At 64.6% G+C, this 16,855-nt stretch carries 15 protein-coding genes; 11 read left to right on the top strand and 4 right to left on the bottom strand.

Translation table 11 applies throughout. The annotated features are described in order from the left end of the window. The coding region (locus tag EOA36_RS08400; protein ID WP_281040045.1) for a riboflavin kinase at positions 1 to 583 on the top strand (583 nt) is incomplete at its 5' end. Positions 584 to 614: 31 nt separating this feature from the next. Here the strand turns inward: EOA36_RS08400 and EOA36_RS08395 are convergent. Continuing rightward, positions 615 to 1,169 (bottom strand): HdeD family acid-resistance protein, encoded by a 555-nt coding sequence (locus tag EOA36_RS08395; RefSeq protein ID WP_127276757.1) that lies wholly within the window; start codon positions 1,167 to 1,169, stop codon positions 615 to 617. Between the two features lie 177 nt (positions 1,170 to 1,346). Between EOA36_RS08395 and EOA36_RS08390 the strand changes: the two genes are divergently transcribed. The 3 genes from EOA36_RS08390 (at position 1,347) to EOA36_RS08380 (ending at position 6,538) form a co-directional block, all read left to right on the top strand. Next, positions 1,347 to 2,159 (top strand): MipA/OmpV family protein, encoded by an 813-nt coding sequence (locus EOA36_RS08390; protein ID WP_127276754.1) that lies wholly within the window; start codon positions 1,347 to 1,349, stop codon positions 2,157 to 2,159. Between the two features lie 284 nt (positions 2,160 to 2,443). Next, positions 2,444 to 5,428: an isoleucine--tRNA ligase gene (ileS, locus tag EOA36_RS08385; protein WP_127276752.1), complete on the top strand. Its 2,985-nt coding sequence runs from the start codon at positions 2,444 to 2,446 to the stop codon at positions 5,426 to 5,428. A gap of 432 nt (positions 5,429 to 5,860) precedes the next feature. Continuing rightward, on the top strand, positions 5,861 to 6,538 hold the full coding sequence (locus EOA36_RS08380) for a hypothetical protein (protein ID WP_127276750.1): 678 nt from the start codon (positions 5,861 to 5,863) through the stop codon (positions 6,536 to 6,538). A gap of 36 nt (positions 6,539 to 6,574) precedes the next feature. On the opposite strand, the gene EOA36_RS08375 is transcribed toward EOA36_RS08380, so the two are convergent. Continuing rightward, positions 6,575 to 7,024 carry a nucleoside deaminase gene (locus EOA36_RS08375; protein ID WP_127276748.1) on the bottom strand — a complete coding sequence of 150 codons (450 nt, stop codon included), beginning with the start codon at positions 7,022 to 7,024 and terminating at the stop codon, positions 6,575 to 6,577. A 180-nt stretch (positions 7,025 to 7,204) separates the two neighbouring features. On the opposite strand from EOA36_RS08375, the gene EOA36_RS08370 reads away from it, so the two are divergent. The 5 genes from EOA36_RS08370 to EOA36_RS08350 all read left to right on the top strand — a co-directional run bounded on the left by EOA36_RS08370 (position 7,205) and on the right by EOA36_RS08350 (position 13,515). Then, positions 7,205 to 9,214, top strand: a complete 2,010-nt coding sequence (locus EOA36_RS08370; protein WP_127276746.1) for a pseudouridine synthase — start codon at positions 7,205 to 7,207, stop codon at positions 9,212 to 9,214. Then, positions 9,211 to 9,765, top strand: coding sequence for a 16S rRNA (guanine(966)-N(2))-methyltransferase RsmD (gene rsmD, locus EOA36_RS08365; protein WP_127276744.1), 555 nt, complete (start codon positions 9,211 to 9,213; stop codon positions 9,763 to 9,765). Before EOA36_RS08370 ends, rsmD begins: the two co-directional genes overlap by 4 nt. Positions 9,766 to 9,884: 119 nt before the next feature. Then, complete coding sequence (locus tag EOA36_RS08360) at positions 9,885 to 11,273, top strand: pitrilysin family protein (RefSeq protein ID WP_127276741.1); 1,389 nt, start codon at positions 9,885 to 9,887, stop codon at positions 11,271 to 11,273. Positions 11,274 to 11,275: 2 nt separating this feature from the next. After that, complete coding sequence (locus EOA36_RS08355; protein WP_127276739.1) at positions 11,276 to 12,652, top strand: pitrilysin family protein; 1,377 nt, start codon at positions 11,276 to 11,278, stop codon at positions 12,650 to 12,652. Beyond that, the gene (locus EOA36_RS08350) at positions 12,649 to 13,515 is read left to right on the top strand and encodes a patatin-like phospholipase family protein (protein ID WP_127276737.1); all 867 of its coding nucleotides are present in this window, start codon (positions 12,649 to 12,651) and stop codon (positions 13,513 to 13,515) included. Before EOA36_RS08355 ends, EOA36_RS08350 begins: the two co-directional genes overlap by 4 nt. An 81-nt stretch (positions 13,516 to 13,596) precedes the next feature. Here the strand turns inward: EOA36_RS08350 and efp are convergent, their stop codons facing one another. Next, a complete protein-coding gene (gene efp, locus EOA36_RS08345; RefSeq protein WP_127276735.1) occupies positions 13,597 to 14,166 on the bottom strand; it encodes an elongation factor P in 570 nt (189 codons plus the stop codon). Positions 14,167 to 14,352: 186 nt separating this feature from the next. Between efp and epmA the strand changes: the two genes are divergently transcribed. Then, positions 14,353 to 15,399, top strand: coding sequence for an EF-P lysine aminoacylase EpmA (gene epmA / locus EOA36_RS08340; protein WP_127276733.1), 1,047 nt, complete (start codon positions 14,353 to 14,355; stop codon positions 15,397 to 15,399). A 26-nt stretch (positions 15,400 to 15,425) separates the two neighbouring features. Here epmA and EOA36_RS08335 read toward each other — a convergent pair whose 3' ends face one another. Beyond that, positions 15,426 to 15,842: a VOC family protein gene (locus tag EOA36_RS08335; protein WP_127276730.1), complete on the bottom strand. Its 417-nt coding sequence runs from the start codon at positions 15,840 to 15,842 to the stop codon at positions 15,426 to 15,428. Positions 15,843 to 16,016: 174 nt separating this feature from the next. On the opposite strand from EOA36_RS08335, the gene EOA36_RS08330 reads away from it, so the two are divergent. Continuing rightward, on the top strand, positions 16,017 to 16,855 hold an 839-nt coding region (locus tag EOA36_RS08330), incomplete at its 3' end, for a metallopeptidase TldD-related protein (protein ID WP_245464289.1).

Here is a 16,855-nt window from a genome sequence, read left to right as displayed (position 1 = left end):
GGACCGCCAGGGCGGGCCGGCCTATCTGATGGCTGCCGGCGAGCGCCATGGCTTCGGTGTCACACTCGTCGACGCCTTTCGCGACGAAGGCGCCGAGGTGGTTTCGTCGAGCCGCATCCGTGCCTTGCTTTGCGAGGGCGAGGCGGCCGGGGCCGCCGGTCTGCTCGGCTATCGCTTCACGGTGGAAAGCGAGGTTGTCGGCGGCCAACAACTCGGGCGAACGCTCGGCTTTCCCACCGCCAACATGAGGCTTCCGGCGGCAGCCACGCTCAAGGAAGGTATTTACGCCGTCCGCTTCCGGCGCGCCGACGGCACGCTGCACGACGGCGTCGCCAGCTTTGGCCGCCGCCCGACCGTCGACGACAACGGCGCACCGCTCCTGGAAACCTTCGTCTTCGATTTTTCCGGCGATCTCTATGGCGAGACTTGCGAAGTGTCGTTCTTCGGCTTCCTGCGCAGCGAGATCAAGTTCGACGGGCTCGATGCGCTGGTGGCGCAGATGAAGCGCGATGAAGCCGAGGCACGCGCGCTGCTTGGCGGCGTCAAGCCGCTGTCCAGCCTGGACGCCGCGGTGGCGTTCTGAAGCATGACCCCGAAATGGGGAAGGCGAGTTCCTACCTCTTCAATGCAAGACCGACGGCGATGAAGGTCCAGCCCTGGAAGATCAGGTCGATCGCCAGGAACAGTCCGAGCACCCACAGGCTGTTGACCGGCCAGCCCATGGCGATGATCAGGCCCGCGAGCACGCTGATGAGACCCGCCGCGACAATCCAGCCCCAGCCGCGCTCCGGGCGGTGGCTGTAGCCGACCCAGGCCCGCAGCGCGCCGGAAGCGACGAGCGCGACGGCCAGCAGGAAGGTCAGCACCGCCGAGGCCAGCAGCGGATTGTCGAAAGCGAAGAATCCGGCGACCGCATAAAGCAGTCCGCTGAGCAGCCAGTAGAAGAAGCGTCCCCAGGTCTTGACCCCGAAAGCAGGCATGATCTCGATGATGCCGGCCACCAGCATCAGCCATCCAACGACATAGACGGAAGCCACCGTGGCGATGAACAGATTGCCGAAGGCGATGCCGCCGAGGATCAGCAGCACCACGCCCAGGCCGACGAACCATCCCCATTTGTCGCGCGTCTGGCCGATCGCGTTCTTCAGAGTATCGCCGTGCAAGGTCATGTCCATGCCTCCATTGAGGGCCGCCAGCATGCAAGGACGTTACCCTCGGCGCCAACCCGCGTCCAGCCGGTCGCGGACGCGATGGTGCAGGCAATGCGAGCCGGTTGTCTCGTCCTTAAATCAAATTTTACCAAAGCCTCGTCAAAGCTGTCGCCGTATCGCGTTAGTGGAGTGGCCATGAGTCCGGTCGGGAAGATTTCTGCAGCCTTGGCTACCGTCATGCTGGCTACGTCAGGCGCGGCCGAGGCCGGCGATGGCGCTTTCGGCTGGCTGTCCGGCGATTGGTATCTGACAGTCGGCGCGACCGGCATGGTGGCGCCCAATTTCGAGGGCGGCAAGAAGTACATGCTGAGCGCCCAGCCCATCATTTCGCTGGGCAAGGCCGGTCCCCAGGCGCGTTTCACGTCCCGCAACGACAATATTTCGCTGGCGCTCGTCGACGATGGCGGCGTCCGCGCGGGCCTGACCGGCAAGTTCCTGTTCTCGCGTGACGATGGCGATGCCGACGAACTCAAGGGGCTGGACCCGGTTCGCTGGGGCGGCGAGGTCGGCGGCTTCTTCGAATTCTACCCGACGGACTGGATGCGCGCACGTGCCGAATTGCGGCACGGCATCCGTGCCCATAATGGCTTTGTCGCTGATATCGCCGCCGATGCTTTCTACGACGTCACGCCGACGGTCAGGATTTCGGGCGGCCCACGCGTGTCTTTTGCCTCGGCTAACTATTTCGATGCCTACTATGGCGTCAACGCGCAGGAAGCCGTGGCCTCGGGGCTGAGCCAGTACAATCCCGGCGGCGGCCTGAAATCCGTCGGCCTCGGCGGCGCCGTGACCTGGAAGGTGACCGATCCGATGACCGCCAGCCTGTTTGGCGAATATTCGCGCCTCGAAGGTCCGGCGGCCGATTCCAGCCTGGTCAAGGAGCGCGGCGACCGCAACCAGTTCATGGTCGGCGTGTCGACCACCTATCGCTTCGACTTCAAGATGTAAGTGAATCGAACGAGACGCTTTATTCCTGCGCTCTTCTCCGCTAAAAGCCCAGCAATGACGAGCTTTTCGCGCCTTCGCGCGCCGACGATACGAATTACCAGCCCGGTGTTCCCGGCAGCCTGAAGGCTGTTGGAGCAGCCGGGACTATTGCGCGCGGCCTCTCGCACTTTTCCAGATCATCAAGGCATGTCGCCCAGAAGTGGCCCGGTTTGGGAAAACGGCATGCGTATAAAGTAAAATTCCAAGCCGCAAGCCACGTGGCCCGGCATGCACATGGCAGACCAATGACCGACCAAAACCAATCAACGATCGACTATTCCAAGACCCTTTACCTGCCGCAGACGGAGTTTCCGATGCGCGCCGGCTTGCCCGAGAAGGAGCCCGTGCTTGTCAAGCGCTGGCAGGACATGGACCTCTACCGCAAGCTGCGCGAGAGCGCGGCCGGGCGCACGAAATACGTGCTGCATGACGGCCCGCCCTACGCCAACGGCAACATCCACATTGGCCACGCGCTGAACAAGATCCTCAAGGATGTCATCACCCGCTCGTTCCAGATGCGCGGCTATGACTCCAATTATGTGCCCGGCTGGGATTGTCACGGCCTGCCGATCGAATGGAAGATCGAGGAACAGTACCGCGCCAAGGGCAAGAACAAGGATGAGGTGCCGGTCAACGAATTCCGCAAGGAATGCCGTGAATTCGCCGCGCACTGGATCTCGGTGCAGGGTGGCGAGTTCCAGCGGCTTGGCGTCATCGGCGACTTCAAGAACCCTTACACGACCATGGCCTTCCACGCCGAGTCGCGCATCGCCGGCGAATTGCTGAAATTCGCCATGTCTGGCCAGCTCTACCGCGGTTCGAAGCCGGTGATGTGGAGCGTCGTCGAGCGCACGGCGCTCGCCGAGGCCGAGATCGAGTACCAGGATTACGAGTCCGACACGATCTGGGCGAAGTTTCCGGTGGCCAATCTCGTCCTCGCCAGTGTTGTGGACGGGCAGCCGGCGGAGCTCGATCCGGACCTGAGCGGGCGCTCGCTTGACCTGCTGGATGCCCATGTCGTCATCTGGACGACGACGCCATGGACCATCCCTGGCAACCGCGCCGTCAGCTATTCGCCGCGCGTCGCCTATGGCCTCTACGAGGTGACGGCGGCCGAGAATGCGTTTGGCCCGCAGCCGGGCGAGAAGCTGATCTTTGCCGATGCCCTGGCCGAGGAAAGCCAGGCCAAGGCCAAGGTCACGTTGAAGCGCCTTCACGGCATCAGCGCAGAACAGCTTGGAAATCTTGTGCTTTCGCATCCCTTCAAGGGCCTCGGTGGCGGCTACGAGTTCCCGGTTGCGATGATCGCCGGCGAGCATGTCACCGATGATGCCGGCACGGGCTTCGTGCACACGGCTCCCGGCCATGGCCGCGAGGACTTTGATGCCTGGATGGATGCCGCGCCGGCGCTGCGCCAACGCGGCATCGACACCGAGATCCCGTTCACCGTCGACGATGCCGGCTTCTTCACCAAGGACGCGCCGGGCTTTGGCCCGGACCGCGAAGGCGGACCAGCGCGCGTCATCGACGACAACGGCAAGAAGGGCAACGCCAACCAGGCGGTCATCGACGAGCTGATCAAGCGCAACGCGCTGTTCGCGCGCGGCCGGCTGAAGCACAGCTACCCGCATTCATGGCGTTCGAAGAAGCCGGTCATCTTCCGCAACACGCCGCAATGGTTCGTCTACATGGACAAGGACCTCGGTGATGGCACCACGTTGCGCAGCCGCGCGCTGAAGGCGATCGACGAGACGCGCTTTGTCCCGGCCGCCGGCCAGAACCGTATCCGCGCCATGATCGAGGAGCGCCCCGACTGGGTGCTGTCGCGCCAGCGCGCCTGGGGCGTGCCGATCGCCGTCTTCGCCGACGAGGACGGCAACGTGCTGAAGGACGAGGCGGTCAACCAGCGCATCATGGACGCCTTCGCGGCGGAGGGCGCCGACGCCTGGTTCGCGCCCGGCGCCAAGGAGCGCTTCCTCGGCAATCACGATGCCTCCAAATGGCGGCAGGTGATGGACATTCTTGACGTCTGGTTCGATTCGGGCTCGACCCATGTCTTCACCCTGGACGACCGGCCCGACCTGAAGTGGCCGGCGGATGTCTATCTCGAAGGCTCCGACCAGCATCGCGGCTGGTTCCACTCCTCACTGCTCGAAAGCTGCGGCACCAGGGGCAGGGCGCCTTACGACACCGTCGTCACCCATGGCTTCACCATGGACGAGGATGGCCGCAAGATGTCGAAATCGCTCGGCAACACGGTCGTGCCGCAGGATGTGATCAAGCAGTCCGGCGCCGATATCCTGCGGCTCTGGGTGGTGACGACCGACTATTGGGAAGACCAGCGGCTCGGCAAGAACGTGCTGCAGACCAACATCGATGCCTATCGCAAGCTGCGCAACACCATCCGCTGGATGCTGGGCACGCTCGCCCATGACGATGGTGAGGACGTGCCCCTGGAGACGATGCCGGAGCTGGAGCGGCTGATGCTGCACCGGTTGGCGGAGCTCGACGAGGTGGTGCGCCAGGGCTACGACGCCTTCGAGTTCAAGCGCATCACGCGCGCACTGCTCGATTTCATGGTGGTCGAGCTGTCGGCCTTCTATTTCGATATTCGCAAGGACGCGCTCTATTGCGATGGCCCGTCGAGCGTGAAGCGCAAGGCCTCGGTCCAGGTGGTGCGCCATCTCTTCGACTGCCTGGTGAGATGGCTGGCGCCGATGCTGCCCTTTACCATGGAAGAGGCCTGGCTCGACCGTCATCCCGATGCGGTCTCGGTACATCTCGACCAGTTCCCGCACATCCCTGCGAATTGGAAGAACGAGGCGCTGGCGGAGAAATGGCGCAAGGTCAGGCAGGTGCGTCGCGTCGTCACCGGCGCGCTCGAGATTGCGCGTGCCCAGAAGGTGATCGGCTCCTCGCTGGAGGCTGTACCGGTGGTCACGATCAACGACGCGGCGCTCGAGGCGGCGATATCGGACGTCGACATGGCTGAAATGGCGATCACCAGCGATCTGGTCATTGCCCATGGCCAGGCGCCGCAAACCGCCTTTGCCCTCGACGATGTCAAGGGCGTCGCCGTGGTGGTCGAGAAAGCGGAGGATCGCGGACTGGTCAAATGCGCGCGTTCCTGGCGCTACACGGCCGATGTCGGGCAGGATCCGGAATTCCCGGATGTTTCGGCACGTGATGCCGCCGTGCTGCACGAGTTGAAGGCGCTGGGAAGGCTCTAGTGCCTGTCGCCCAAAAGTGCGTGCGGTTTTGGGATAAACGACAGGCACCAGATCAAGCGCGTGCCTGTCGCCCAAAAGTGCGTAGCGGTTTTGGGATAAACGACAGGCACCAGATCAAGCGCGTGCCTGTCGCCCAAAAGTGCGCAGCGGTTTTGGGATAAACGACAGGCACCAGATCAAGCGCGTGCCTGTCGCCCAAAAGTGCGCAGCGGTTTTGGGACAAACGACAGGCACCAGATCAAAGAAGTGCACAAATGCCACGCCGAACGGCGCAGATCCGCCCGTGCGTTGCCCTTAACGAGTGGTTGAGGTAAACACGCGAAACTCCGGAAGACAAATTGTCGCCGGATTTCCGTCGCAAGTGCTTGCAAGATGGGGACCGGATACAAAGCCGGTGCGATCGAGAGGCTGTCTAGAGTGGGACTTTTTGGCATGACCGAGAGATATAACGCGCGCCTTGCGCTGTTGGCGCCGCTTGTCGTATCGGGCCTCGCTTTGTCCGGCTGCATGGGCTCTCCGACCTATGGCACCGACAAGACCGCTGCCGAACAGTTGGCCGGCGATCTGACAGGTGCCGTGTCCTTCGCGCCGAAGCACAAGGACCCGATCGACTACAAGCCGCGTCCCACTCTGGTGAAGCCGGCACCCGGCCAGAAGGAAGCGCTGCCTGCCCCGCAGGAAAGCATTCAGACGGCGAACGCCGGCTGGCCCGAGTCGCCCGAGCAGCGCCGCGCGCGCCTGCGCGCCGACGCCACCGCGCACCAGAATGACCCAGCCTACCAGGCGGAGATCGTCGACGACGTGCAGACGGATCCGGCTTCGGTGAAAAGGGCGATGGCTGAATCAGGATCTAGCCACCCGCCGGCGTGGAAACCCGCCGATTCCGACAAGGGCCGCGCTGCCGAGATCCAGCGCCGCCTTGCCGAAAGCAAGCAGGGCGACCCCAATACGCGTAAATATCTCAGCGAGCCGCCATTGCCCTACCGTGTCGCCTCCGATGCCGCGCCGCAGAACGAACTCGGCGAAGACGAGTACAAGAAGGAGCGCCGCCTCAAGGCAAAGGCCGAGGGCAAGAAGGGCGGCTGGTTCGACTGGTTGCCGTCGCTGTAAGAACAGTCGCGCCGCCTTGTCGTGCGCGGCCTTGGCTCAGTCTCGACGCCCCCTGAAAAAATCCTTCAGCAGCAGGCCCGCTTCGGTTTCGGCCATGCCCGGATAGATATCGGGTGTGTGATGGCAGGTCGAAGAAGTGAAGAAGCGTACGCCGTTGACCACGGCGCCGCCCTTTTCGTCGGCGGCGCCGAAATAGAGACGGCGCAGCCTGGCGAAGGAGATGGCTCCGGCGCACATGGCGCAAGGTTCCAGTGTCACATAAAGATCGTGGCCGGTGAGCCGCTCGCTCGAGAGTTTGCCGCAGGCTTCACGGATCACCAGCATCTCTGCGTGCGCCGTCGGGTCGGCAAGCTCGCGCGTGCGGTTCCCGGCACTGGCAATGACCGTGCCGCCATTGGCGATCACCGCGCCGACCGGCACTTCGCCGCGCAAGGCCGCAGCTTCGGCCTCCTGCAGCGCCAGCGCCATGAAATCCGGCCTCTTCAAGCGGTTTGTCTTCCCATTATATCCTCGCCACCCGGCGGTGATCCTGTTATGGAGCGCATCAACCCGAAAATCGGACTCGATTTTCGGGAATGATCATGCGCCAAATCAAAAATGCTACAGCGTTCGTTGCGCGCCGAACGGATGTGCCACGCTGTAGCAGCGCAAACGGACAAAGGCCACATGGACGACAACGACAAGAAATCTCCGCGCAAAGGCGGCCCGGGCAGGAGTGGCCCGAAATCGGCAGGTGCACGTGGCCGCGACGCCAGCAAGGGCGGGAAGCCGTCCTTTGGTACGAAAAAGCCTTATGCTCCGCGTGGCGATCGGCCGATGGCCGCCGATGGGGACCGGCCGAAGCGGGACTTCAAGGGCGGTGACAGGCCGTTCAGCAAGGGACCGCGCCCAGAAGGCAAGCCTTACGAGAAGCGCGAAGGCCCGCGCAAGCCCTACGCGCCTCGCGGCGACCGTCCGATGGCGGCCGAAGGCGAGCGCAAGCCTTATGAAAAGCGCGAGGGGCCGCGCAAGCCCTATGCCCCGCGCGGCGAGCGTCCGATGGCCGCCGAAGGCGAGCGCAAGCCTTATGAGAAGCGTGAAGGGCCGCGCAAACCCTACGCGCCGCGCGGCGACCGTCCGTTTTCTGCTTCGGCCGACGGCGGCGAAAAGCGCTTTGACCGTCCCAAGCGTGATTTCGCGGATCGTCCGAAGCGGGATTTTGCTGACCGTCCAAAGCGCGACTTTGGAGGCGACAGACCCAAGCGTGATTTCGGTGATCGGCCCCAGGGTGCATCGGGCGGTGGTTTCAAGCCACGTCCGCGACCAGCCGAGGCAACGGAAGAAGCCGGCGAGCGCATCGCCAAGCGGCTGGCACGCGCCGGGCTCGCCTCGCGCCGCGATGCCGAGGAACTGATCGCCGCCGGCCGTGTCAAGGTCAATGGCCGGGTACTGGCCTCGCCGGCGTTCAACGTCATGCCCAATGACATCATCCATCTCGACGGCATGGAAATCCCGCCGATCGAACGCACACGCCTGTTCCTGTTCCACAAGCCGGCCGGCGTCGTCACCACCAACCGCGACCCCGAAGGCCGCAAGACCGTCTTCGACGTGCTGCCGGCCGAGCTGCCGCGGCTGATGACCATCGGCCGGCTCGATATCAACACTGAAGGCCTGCTGCTGCTGACCAATGATGGCGGCCTGTCGCGCGTGCTCGAACTGCCGGTCACCGGCTGGCTGCGCCGCTATCGCGTGCGCGTCCACGGCAAGGTCGAGGAAAGCGCGCTTGCCGGCCTGCGCGAAGGCATTGCCGTCGACGGCGTCTTCTACGGCGCCATCGAAGCCAGCCTCGATCGCGAGCAGGGCTCCAACGCCTGGCTGACGATCGGCTTGCGCGAGGGCAAGAACCGTGAGGTCAAGAACATCCTCGGCGCGCTCGGCCTCGACGTCACGCGGCTGATCCGCATCTCCTACGGCCCGTTCCAGCTCGAGGATCTCCCCGAAGGTCATGTGCTGGAGATCAAGGGCCGAGTGCTGCGCGACCAGCTTGGCGAGCGCCTAGTCGAGGAATCCGGCGCCAATTTCGACGCCGAGATAACAAAACCGTTTTCCAACCAGCCCGTGCGGCGCACCGAAGTCCGCGAGGCCGAGCCCGAACGGCCGAAGTTTACGCGAGACGGCGAGCGACGGCCGATCGGCGAGGGCGGGCTGATCAAGAACCGCAAACGCCGGGAAGGCAGCCGCGACGAGGCGCTCGGCAAACTGTCGACGAGTCCCGACAGAGGCGAGAGAGCAGAAAAGAGCTTCGGCGATCGCGGTCCGCGACCGGAGCGTGGCGGCTTTGGCGATAAGCCGCGTGGAAGTTTCGGCGACAAGCCGCGCGGCGGATTCGGTGACAAGCCTCGCGGCGGCAAGAAATCCGAACGCGAGCAACGGCCGATCGAGCCGCCAGGCCAGCGCAAGGCCAATGTCTGGATGGCGCCGGGAGCCCGGCCGATCGGCAAGGGCAGGGCGGAGGCCGATGCGGCCAAGGCGGCCGAGAACAAAGCGCGCAAGGCCTCGTTCAAGCCGTCATATGGCAAGCCCGCCGACAAACCAGGCGGTACGAAGCCGTTCGGCAAGCCGCGTGGCGAGCGTCCAGGAGGCGCCGGTGGCGGTGAGCGGCCGCGCGGCGGCCCCAAGGGTCCCCGCACAAGATGAGAATCGTCGGCGGTGAGTTTCGCGGGCGTCCGCTGGCGACGCCCCGCAGCAGCGCTATCCGCCCGACGACCGACCGGACCCGCGAGGCCGTCTTCAACGTTCTGGCGCATCGCTTCGCCGGGCAAGTGGAGGGCGCGCGCGTGCTCGACCTGTTCGCCGGCACCGGCGCGCTTGGTTTGGAAGCCCTGTCGCGCGGGGCATCCTATGGCGTGTTCATCGAGGAATCGGCCGAAGGCCGGGGCCTGATCCGCGACAATGTCGAGGCCTTCGGCCTGACCGGACGCACCAAGATCTTCCGCCGCGATGCAACCGGCCTTGGCGAGGCGGGCACGCTGGCGCCGTTCGGTCTCGTCTTTGCCGATCCGCCCTACGGCAAGGGCCTTGGCGAGCGCGCCCTGCGGTCCGCCAAGGATGGCGGCTGGCTGCGCCCCGGCGCGCTCTGTGTGGTCGAGGAGACGGCGGCGGTTCCCTTCGAGCCAGGCCCGGGCTTTTCCGTGCTCGATGAGCGCAACTATGGCGAGACCGTCATCCGCTTCATCGAGGCTGCCTGACAGGACCGCTTCAGCAGTGGCCTCTTTGCCGCCGCCTTTGCCGGCAAGATGACCAACAATTCACTTTGCTTGTCGCCAGCGCCTTGCCTATCGTCGCTGCATGAAAACCGGAGCCATCGATGACATCCAGGACTGAATGGCTGCGGCCGGCGCTGCTGGCGACCTCGCTGGCCTTGTTCATCGCCGGGCCTGTCCTGGCCGACAGTTCTGCGTCGCCCAAGACTCTGCCGGCCGAGTTCAAGGTCACGGATTTCCTGCTCGACAACGGCATGGAAGTGGTCGTCATTCCCGATCACCGCGCGCCGATCGTCACCCATATGGTCTGGTACAAGATCGGTAGCGCCGACGAGCCGCCGGGCAAATCCGGCATCGCCCATTTCTTCGAGCATCTGATGTTCAAGGCCACAGCTCATCACGCGGCCGGCGAGTTCGATCGCGCCGTCTCCGACATTGGCGGCTCCAACAACGCCTTCACCTCCTATGACTACACCGCTTTCCACGAGACGGTGGCCCCGTCGGATCTCGAGCTGATGATGAGCTTCGAAGCCGACCGCATGCGCAACCTCATCCTCACCGACGACGTCATCAAGACCGAGCGCGACGTGATCCTGGAGGAGCGCCGCTCGCGCATCGACAACAATCCGCAGGCCGTGCTCGACGAGGAGGTCGATGCCACACTGTGGCAGAACCAGCCATATCGAATTCCGGTCATCGGCTGGATGCAGGAGATGGAGCAGTTGAACCGCACCGACGCCGTCGCCTTCTACAACAAGTACTACCGGCCCAACAACGTCGTGCTGATCGTGGCCGGCGACGTCGAACCGGAAACGGTGAAGGCGCTGGCCGAGAAGACCTACGGCAAGGTGGCCCGCGGGCCGGATCTGCCGCCGCGGGTGCGCCCGGTCGAACCGGAGCAGAATACCAGGCGCACCGTCACGCTCTCCGACGCCCGCGTCAGCGTGCCGAGTTTCTCGACACAATGGGTCGTGCCTTCCTATCACACCGCCAAGCCGGGTGAGGCCGAAGCGCTCGATCTGCTCGCCGAGATTCTTGGCGGCGGCAACCGCAGCCGGCTTTACCAGGCGCTTGTCGTCAAGCAGGGCATCGCTTCCAGCGCCGGCGCTTACTTCCAGGGCACCATGCTCGACGACACCAATTTCACCGTCTATGGCGCGCCGCGCGGCGACGCCAAGCTGGCCGACGTCGAAGCCGCGGTCGATGCGGAGGTGGCGCGCATCGCCAGCGACGGCGTCACATCGGATGAGCTCGAAAAAGCCAAGGACCGCTATGTCAGGTCGATGATCTTTGCCCGCGACAAGCAGGATTCCATGGCCAACATCTATGGCTCGACGCTCGCCACCGGCGGCAATGTCCAGGACGTGCAGCAATGGCCGGATCGCATCCGCAAGGTCACAACCGACGAGGTCAAGGCCGTGGCCGCGCGCTATCTTGTGCCGGCCCGCTCGACGTCAGGCTATCTCTTGCCGCAGCAACAGGCGGGGAATTGATGATGATGAACGAGCATCTCCGCGCTTTTCCTTCTCCCGCAAGGGGAGAAAGGAAGGCCCTGCACGCCCTCGCGACCCTCTTCCTCTCCATCCTCTTCCTGGTCCTGCCGGCGCTTTCCGCCCGCGCCATGGAGATCCAGTCCGTCACCTCGCCGAAGGGCGTCACGGCCTGGCTGGTCGAGGACTATTCCGTGCCGGTTGTCGCCATCCGCCTCGTCTTTGGCGGCGGCTCGACTCAGGATCCGCCGGGCAAGGAAGGGCTGGCCAATCTGATGACCGGTCTGTTCGACGAAGGCGCCGGCACTCTCGATTCGGAAGCTTTCCAAATCAGGCTCGACGATGCCGGCGCCGAGATGAGCTTCGAGGAGACCCGCGATGGCATCTACGGCTCCATGCGCATGCTGGCCGAACAGCGTGACGAAGCCTTCGACCTGTTGCGGCTGGCGATCAACGAGCCGCGCTTCGATCAGGCGCCTATCGACCGCATCCGCGCCCAGGTCCTGTCCGGCATCATCGCCAACGAGAACGACCCAGACACGGTGGCGCAGAACCGATGGGCGCGCGCCGTCTATGGCGACCACCCCTATTCGCGCTCCGATCAGGGCACCAGGCAGAGCATCGCCGCCATCACGCAGTCCGATCTCAAGGCCCTGCACAAGGCGGTATTCGCGCGCGGCGGCCTGCATGTCGCCGTGGTCGGCGCCATCGACGCCGAGACGCTGAAGAAGAAGCTCGACATGGTATTCGGCGACCTGCCTCCGAGCCAGGCGCTCGCCCCTGTCGTCGATATCGAGCCCAGGCTGGCGCAGCATATCGAGGTCAATTACGACCTGCCGCAGACCTCGCTGCAGCTCGCCTGGCCAGGCGTGAAGCGCAACGCGACGGATTTCTTCCCGACCGCGCTGATGAACGAAATCCTTGGCGGCGGCACCTTCACCTCGCGTCTGTTCCAGGAGGTGCGCGAAAAGCGCGGGCTGGCCTACAGCGTCAATTCCTCGCTGGTAAACCAGGACCACGCCGACGCGCTGATCGTCACCACCGGAACGCGTTCCGACCGCGCCGCCGAGACGCTCGGCATCGTGCGCGACGTCGTCAAGCGGTTGGCCGAGGACGGCCCGACCGAGGCCGAACTGGCGGCGACCAAGAAATATATGATCGGCGCCTATGCGATCAACAATCTGGATTCGTCGAGTTCCATCGCCGCGACGCTGGTCGAGCTGCAGCTCGACGATCTCGGCATCGACTACATGCAGCGCCGCAGCGGTTACATCAACGCGGTGACGTTGGATCAGGTCAAGGCGGCGGCGAAGAAGCTACTGACGGCGGAGCCGACCATCATGGTGATCGGGCCTCCACTGGCGGGAGCAGGCAAGGGATGAGCCCCACCTTTGGCATAGCTTTCGGCGGCGGCGGCGCGCGCGGCCTGGCGCATATCCATGTCATCGAGGCGCTGGACGAGCTTGGCATCAAGCCGGTGGCGATAGCCGGCTCGTCGATCGGCGCCATCATGGGCGCCGGCATGGCCGCCGGCATGACCGGCAAGGATATCCACGACTATGCCCGCTCGATCCTTGGCCGCCGCGCCGAGGTGGCGAGCCGCATGTGGCGGGCGCGGCCGGGCACGATCGCCGAGGCCATGCAAAATGGTATCCGCGTCAGCCAGTTCAATGTCGAACGCATCCTCAAGGCGTTTCTGCCCGAGGCCATTCCCGAAACCTTCGCCGAATTGAAAATCCCGCTGAAGGTGACGGCGACGGACTATTTCGGCCACAAGCTCGCTGTCTTCGACGACGGCGACCTGCACTCGGCCCTTGCCGCTTCGGCCGCCATTCCCGCCGTCTTCCGCCCGGTGACGCGCGACGGCAGGCTGCTGATCGACGGCGGCATCTACAACCCCGTGCCGTTCGACCTGATCGAGAAGGATGCCGACATCATCATCGGCGTCGACGTGGTCGGCGCGCCGGAAGAGGCCGACCGCAAACAGCCGACCTCAGTCGACCTGATGTTCGGCGCCACGCAGCTGATGATGCAGTCGATCATCGCCAACAAGCTGAAACAGTGCCAGCCCGACATACTGGTCCGCCCGGCGGTGTCCAAATACCGGGTGCTCGATTTCCTGAAGATCGACGCCCTGATGAACGAGACGGTTGAAATCAAGGATCGGCTGAAGCGCGAGGTGGAGGCCGCAGTTGAACAGCGCGCCGCCAAAGCGAAAAAAAGAAGGGTTGCAGCCAAAGCGTGATCGCTATCAGCGACTACGTCTGCAAGACCGTGAGGGTTGTTTGTGCCGCCTCGGCGGTGAAGCAGTGCCGAGGGCTTACCCTCAGTCCTTCGCCCGCTCCACATAGGACCCGTCGGCGGTCATCACCACCACGCGGGTGCCAGGCGCGATGTGCGGCGGCACGGTGGTGCGCACGCCGTTGGAAAGCACGGCCGGCTTGTAGGAGGACGACGCCGTCTGGCCCTTGGTCGTCGGCTCGGTGTCGACCACTTCGAAGGTGGCGCGCTGCGGCAGCACCAGGGCTATCGCGATGCCGTTGAACTGCGACACCTGCACCGGCATGCCTTCCTGCAGATAGGGGGCTGCGTCGCCGACCACGGCTTCCGTCACCGCCACCTGGTCGTAGGTTTCCGGGTTCATGAAGTGATAGCCTTCGCCGTCGGCGTAGAGGAAGGTGTGCTCGCGCTCCTCGACATAGGCACGCTCCACCTGCTCGGTGGTGCGGTAGCGCTCCGACACCTTCACCCCGTCGCCGATGCGCCGCATGTCGAGCTGGGTCACGGGCGTGCCCTTGCCTGGGTGAATGTTTTCGGCAAAGAGGATCACATAAAGCTTGCCGTCCTTGTCGACGACATTGCCTTTGCGGAGCGAACTGGCGATGACTTTCACCACGGTTTTAAATCCTGCAAGAGTTGACTGGCGTTTGCCGGCTTGTGCGGCGCTGGATGGGGGCCTAGCGCATCTTGGCGCGAACCGCCAGCCCCCCAATGCGAACTGGCATGGGGCGAACTGGCATGGGGCGAACTGGCATGGGGGGCGAACTGACATGGGGCGCACCGCCATGCCTTCAATCCGCTCATGACCGCCGCGTCGCCCTGGTGGACGCCGCATGTCCACGCCGATCGCCGCCCGCGCCTTATGCTGCGCAACAAGCTGACGGCGGCCTTGCGCGACTGGTTCGCCGGTAACGACTTCATCGAGGTGGAGACGGCGGCGCTGCAGGTCTCGCCCGGTAACGAGGCACATCTGGCGGCTTTCGCCACGGAAGCGGTAGGGCCGGATGGCGTCCGCTCGCCGCTTTATCTCCACACCTCGCCGGAATTCGCCTGCAAGAAACTGCTTGCCGCGGGGGAGCAGCGCATTTTCAGCCTGGGTCCGGTCTACCGCAACCGCGAGCGCGGTCCTTTGCACCATCCCGAATTCACCATGCTCGAATGGTACCGGGTGGGCGAAACCTACGAAAGCCTGATGCGCGACTGCGCCGATCTGCTGGCGCTGGCCGCGACACGGGCAGGGGCCACGCGCTTTTCCTTCCGTGGCCGCGATTGCGATCCGTTCGCCAAACCGGAGCGGCTGACCGTGGCGGACGCCTTCAGCCACCATGCCGGCATCGATCTGCTGGCCACGGTCGCCGTCGACGGCGGCACGGACCGGGACGCGCTTCATGCCGCGCTGGTCCAAGCCGGCCTGCGCACAGCGCCCGACGACACCTGGGCGGATTTGTTCAGCCGCGTGATGGTGGAAAAGATCGAGCCGTTCCTCGGGCAGGGGCGGGCGACCATCCTGTGCGAATATCCGGTCGCCGAGGCGGCGCTCGCCCGTCCGAGCCCCGGGGATCCACGCGTCGCCGAACGGTTCGAACTCTATTGCTGCGGTGTCGAGCTCGCCAACGGCTTTGGCGAGTTGACCGACGCGGCCGAGCAGCGCCGGCGCTTTATCATCGAGATGGACGAGAAGGAGCGCATCTATGGCGAGCGCTACCCGCTGGACGAGGATTTCCTGGCTGCCCTTGCCATCATGCCGCAGGCCAGCGGCATCGCGCTCGGCTTCGACCGCCTGGCGATGCTGGCGACCGGCGCGCAGAAGATCGAGGCCGTTATCTGGACACCCGTCGCGACATCTTGAACGAGAGCCGCTACCAGGCTCTCTTTTCAATGCGCGAAAACCTGCTCCAGTGAGCGAAAACCCTTGAATTCCAGGGCGTTGCCTGATGGGTCGCGAATAAACAGCGTCGCCTGTTCGCCGGGCTCGCCCTGGAAGCGGACCATTGGCCGCTCCAGCCAGTCTATGTCGTCGCGCGCTTCCAGCCGCGTCGCCAGGCGCTGCCAGTCATCCATTAAGAGCACGGCGCCGAAATGCGGAATCGGCACCAAAATGCCGTCGACCTTGCCGTCACTGGCGGCTTGCGCGGCCTGCGGCCGCAGATGCGCCGACATCTGGTGGCCATAAAGGTCGAAATCGACCCAGGTCGCCGACGAGCGGCCGATCGCGCAGCCCAGCACCTCGCCATAGAAAGTTCGCGTTTCATCGAGATCACGAACCGGAAAGGCAAGATGGAAAGGCGTCATGGCGAAGGCTCCAGATAGGCAAAAACTGCGGCGTCCGCTCCTGGCGGGCGCTTCGATGGCGATTTGGTCGCGACATCCTGATTGCCCTTCTGCCATTGCACAAGCGGCATTGGAACAATAGATGGTGCGGCAGCACCTGCCTTCCGGACAGGCTGAAGAAACAGGATCAAGTGCATGACCGACAAGCTCGACGCCGCGAAATTGACGGACCGCGTCGCGGCCCTGGTCGAGGCCGCCAAACGCGCTGGCGCCGATGCCGCGGACGCCGTCGCGGTGCGTGGCCGCTCGACCGGTGTTTCGGTGCGGCTTGGCAAGGTCGAAAACACCGAAGCATCCGAGGGCGACGATGTTTCGCTGCGGGTCTTCGTCGGCCAGCGTGTGGCCAGAGTATCGGCCACCGCCGCGTCCGATCCGAAGGCGCTTGCCGAGCGTGCCGTTGCCATGGCCAAGGTGTCTCCCGAGGATCCCTACCAGGGTCTTGCCGACCCTGCGCTGCTCGCCAGGCAGACGCGCGACCTGGACCTGTTCGACGCGACCGAAGTGTCGGCCGACCAGTTGAAGGAAGCGGCCCTTGCGGCCGAAGCGGCGGCTCTCGCCGTCAAGGGCGTGACCAATTCGTCCGGCAGCAATGCCAGCGCCGGGCTGGGCGGGATGGTTCTGGCCACCTCGCACGGTTTTCTCGGCCAGTATGTCGCCTCGCGCTTTTCGCGCTCGGCCAGCGTCATTGCCGGCGAGGGCACCGGCATGGAGCGCGACTATGAATTCTCCTCGCGCCAGCATTTTGCCGATCTCGACGCGCCCGAGGATATCGGCCGCATGGCCGGCGAACGGGCCGTGCGTCGTCTTGGCGCGCGCAAGGCGGCGACCGGACCGGTCGACGTGGTGTTCGACCCGCGCGTCGCGCGCGGCATTGCCGGCCATATCGCCGGCGCCATCAACGGTGCTTCCGTTGCGCGAAAAACCTCGTTCCTGCGCGACATGATGGGCAAGCAGGTGGCCGCTGCCGCCATCAC

The sequence above is a fragment of the Mesorhizobium sp. M8A.F.Ca.ET.021.01.1.1 genome (assembly GCF_003998025.1).
Taxonomy (GTDB): Bacteria; Pseudomonadota; Alphaproteobacteria; order Rhizobiales; family Rhizobiaceae; genus Mesorhizobium.
Note: the sequence above shows the minus strand (reverse complement) of the source record. Positions and strands in the feature narration are given on the sequence as shown.

Excerpts from the sequence above, each read along its gene's own strand:
- EOA36_RS08350 (WP_127276737.1), top strand. The coding sequence starts at position 12,649 with ATGAGCCCCACCTTTGGCATAGCTTTCGGCGGCGGCGGCGCGCGCGGC.
- rsmD (WP_127276744.1), top strand. The coding sequence starts at position 9,211 with ATGAGAATCGTCGGCGGTGAGTTTCGCGGGCGTCCGCTGGCGACGCCC.
- EOA36_RS08395 (WP_127276757.1), bottom strand. The coding sequence starts at position 1,169 with ATGACCTTGCACGGCGATACTCTGAAGAACGCGATCGGCCAGACGCGC.
- epmA (WP_127276733.1), top strand. The coding sequence starts at position 14,353 with ATGACCGCCGCGTCGCCCTGGTGGACGCCGCATGTCCACGCCGATCGC.
- EOA36_RS08380 (WP_127276750.1), top strand. The coding sequence starts at position 5,861 with ATGACCGAGAGATATAACGCGCGCCTTGCGCTGTTGGCGCCGCTTGTC.
- EOA36_RS08370 (WP_127276746.1), top strand. The coding sequence starts at position 7,205 with ATGGACGACAACGACAAGAAATCTCCGCGCAAAGGCGGCCCGGGCAGG.
- EOA36_RS08355 (WP_127276739.1), top strand. The coding sequence starts at position 11,276 with ATGATGAACGAGCATCTCCGCGCTTTTCCTTCTCCCGCAAGGGGAGAA.
- EOA36_RS08390 (WP_127276754.1), top strand. The coding sequence starts at position 1,347 with ATGAGTCCGGTCGGGAAGATTTCTGCAGCCTTGGCTACCGTCATGCTG.
- ileS (WP_127276752.1), top strand. The coding sequence starts at position 2,444 with ATGACCGACCAAAACCAATCAACGATCGACTATTCCAAGACCCTTTAC.
- EOA36_RS08335 (WP_127276730.1), bottom strand. The coding sequence starts at position 15,842 with ATGACGCCTTTCCATCTTGCCTTTCCGGTTCGTGATCTCGATGAAACG.
- EOA36_RS08360 (WP_127276741.1), top strand. The coding sequence starts at position 9,885 with ATGACATCCAGGACTGAATGGCTGCGGCCGGCGCTGCTGGCGACCTCG.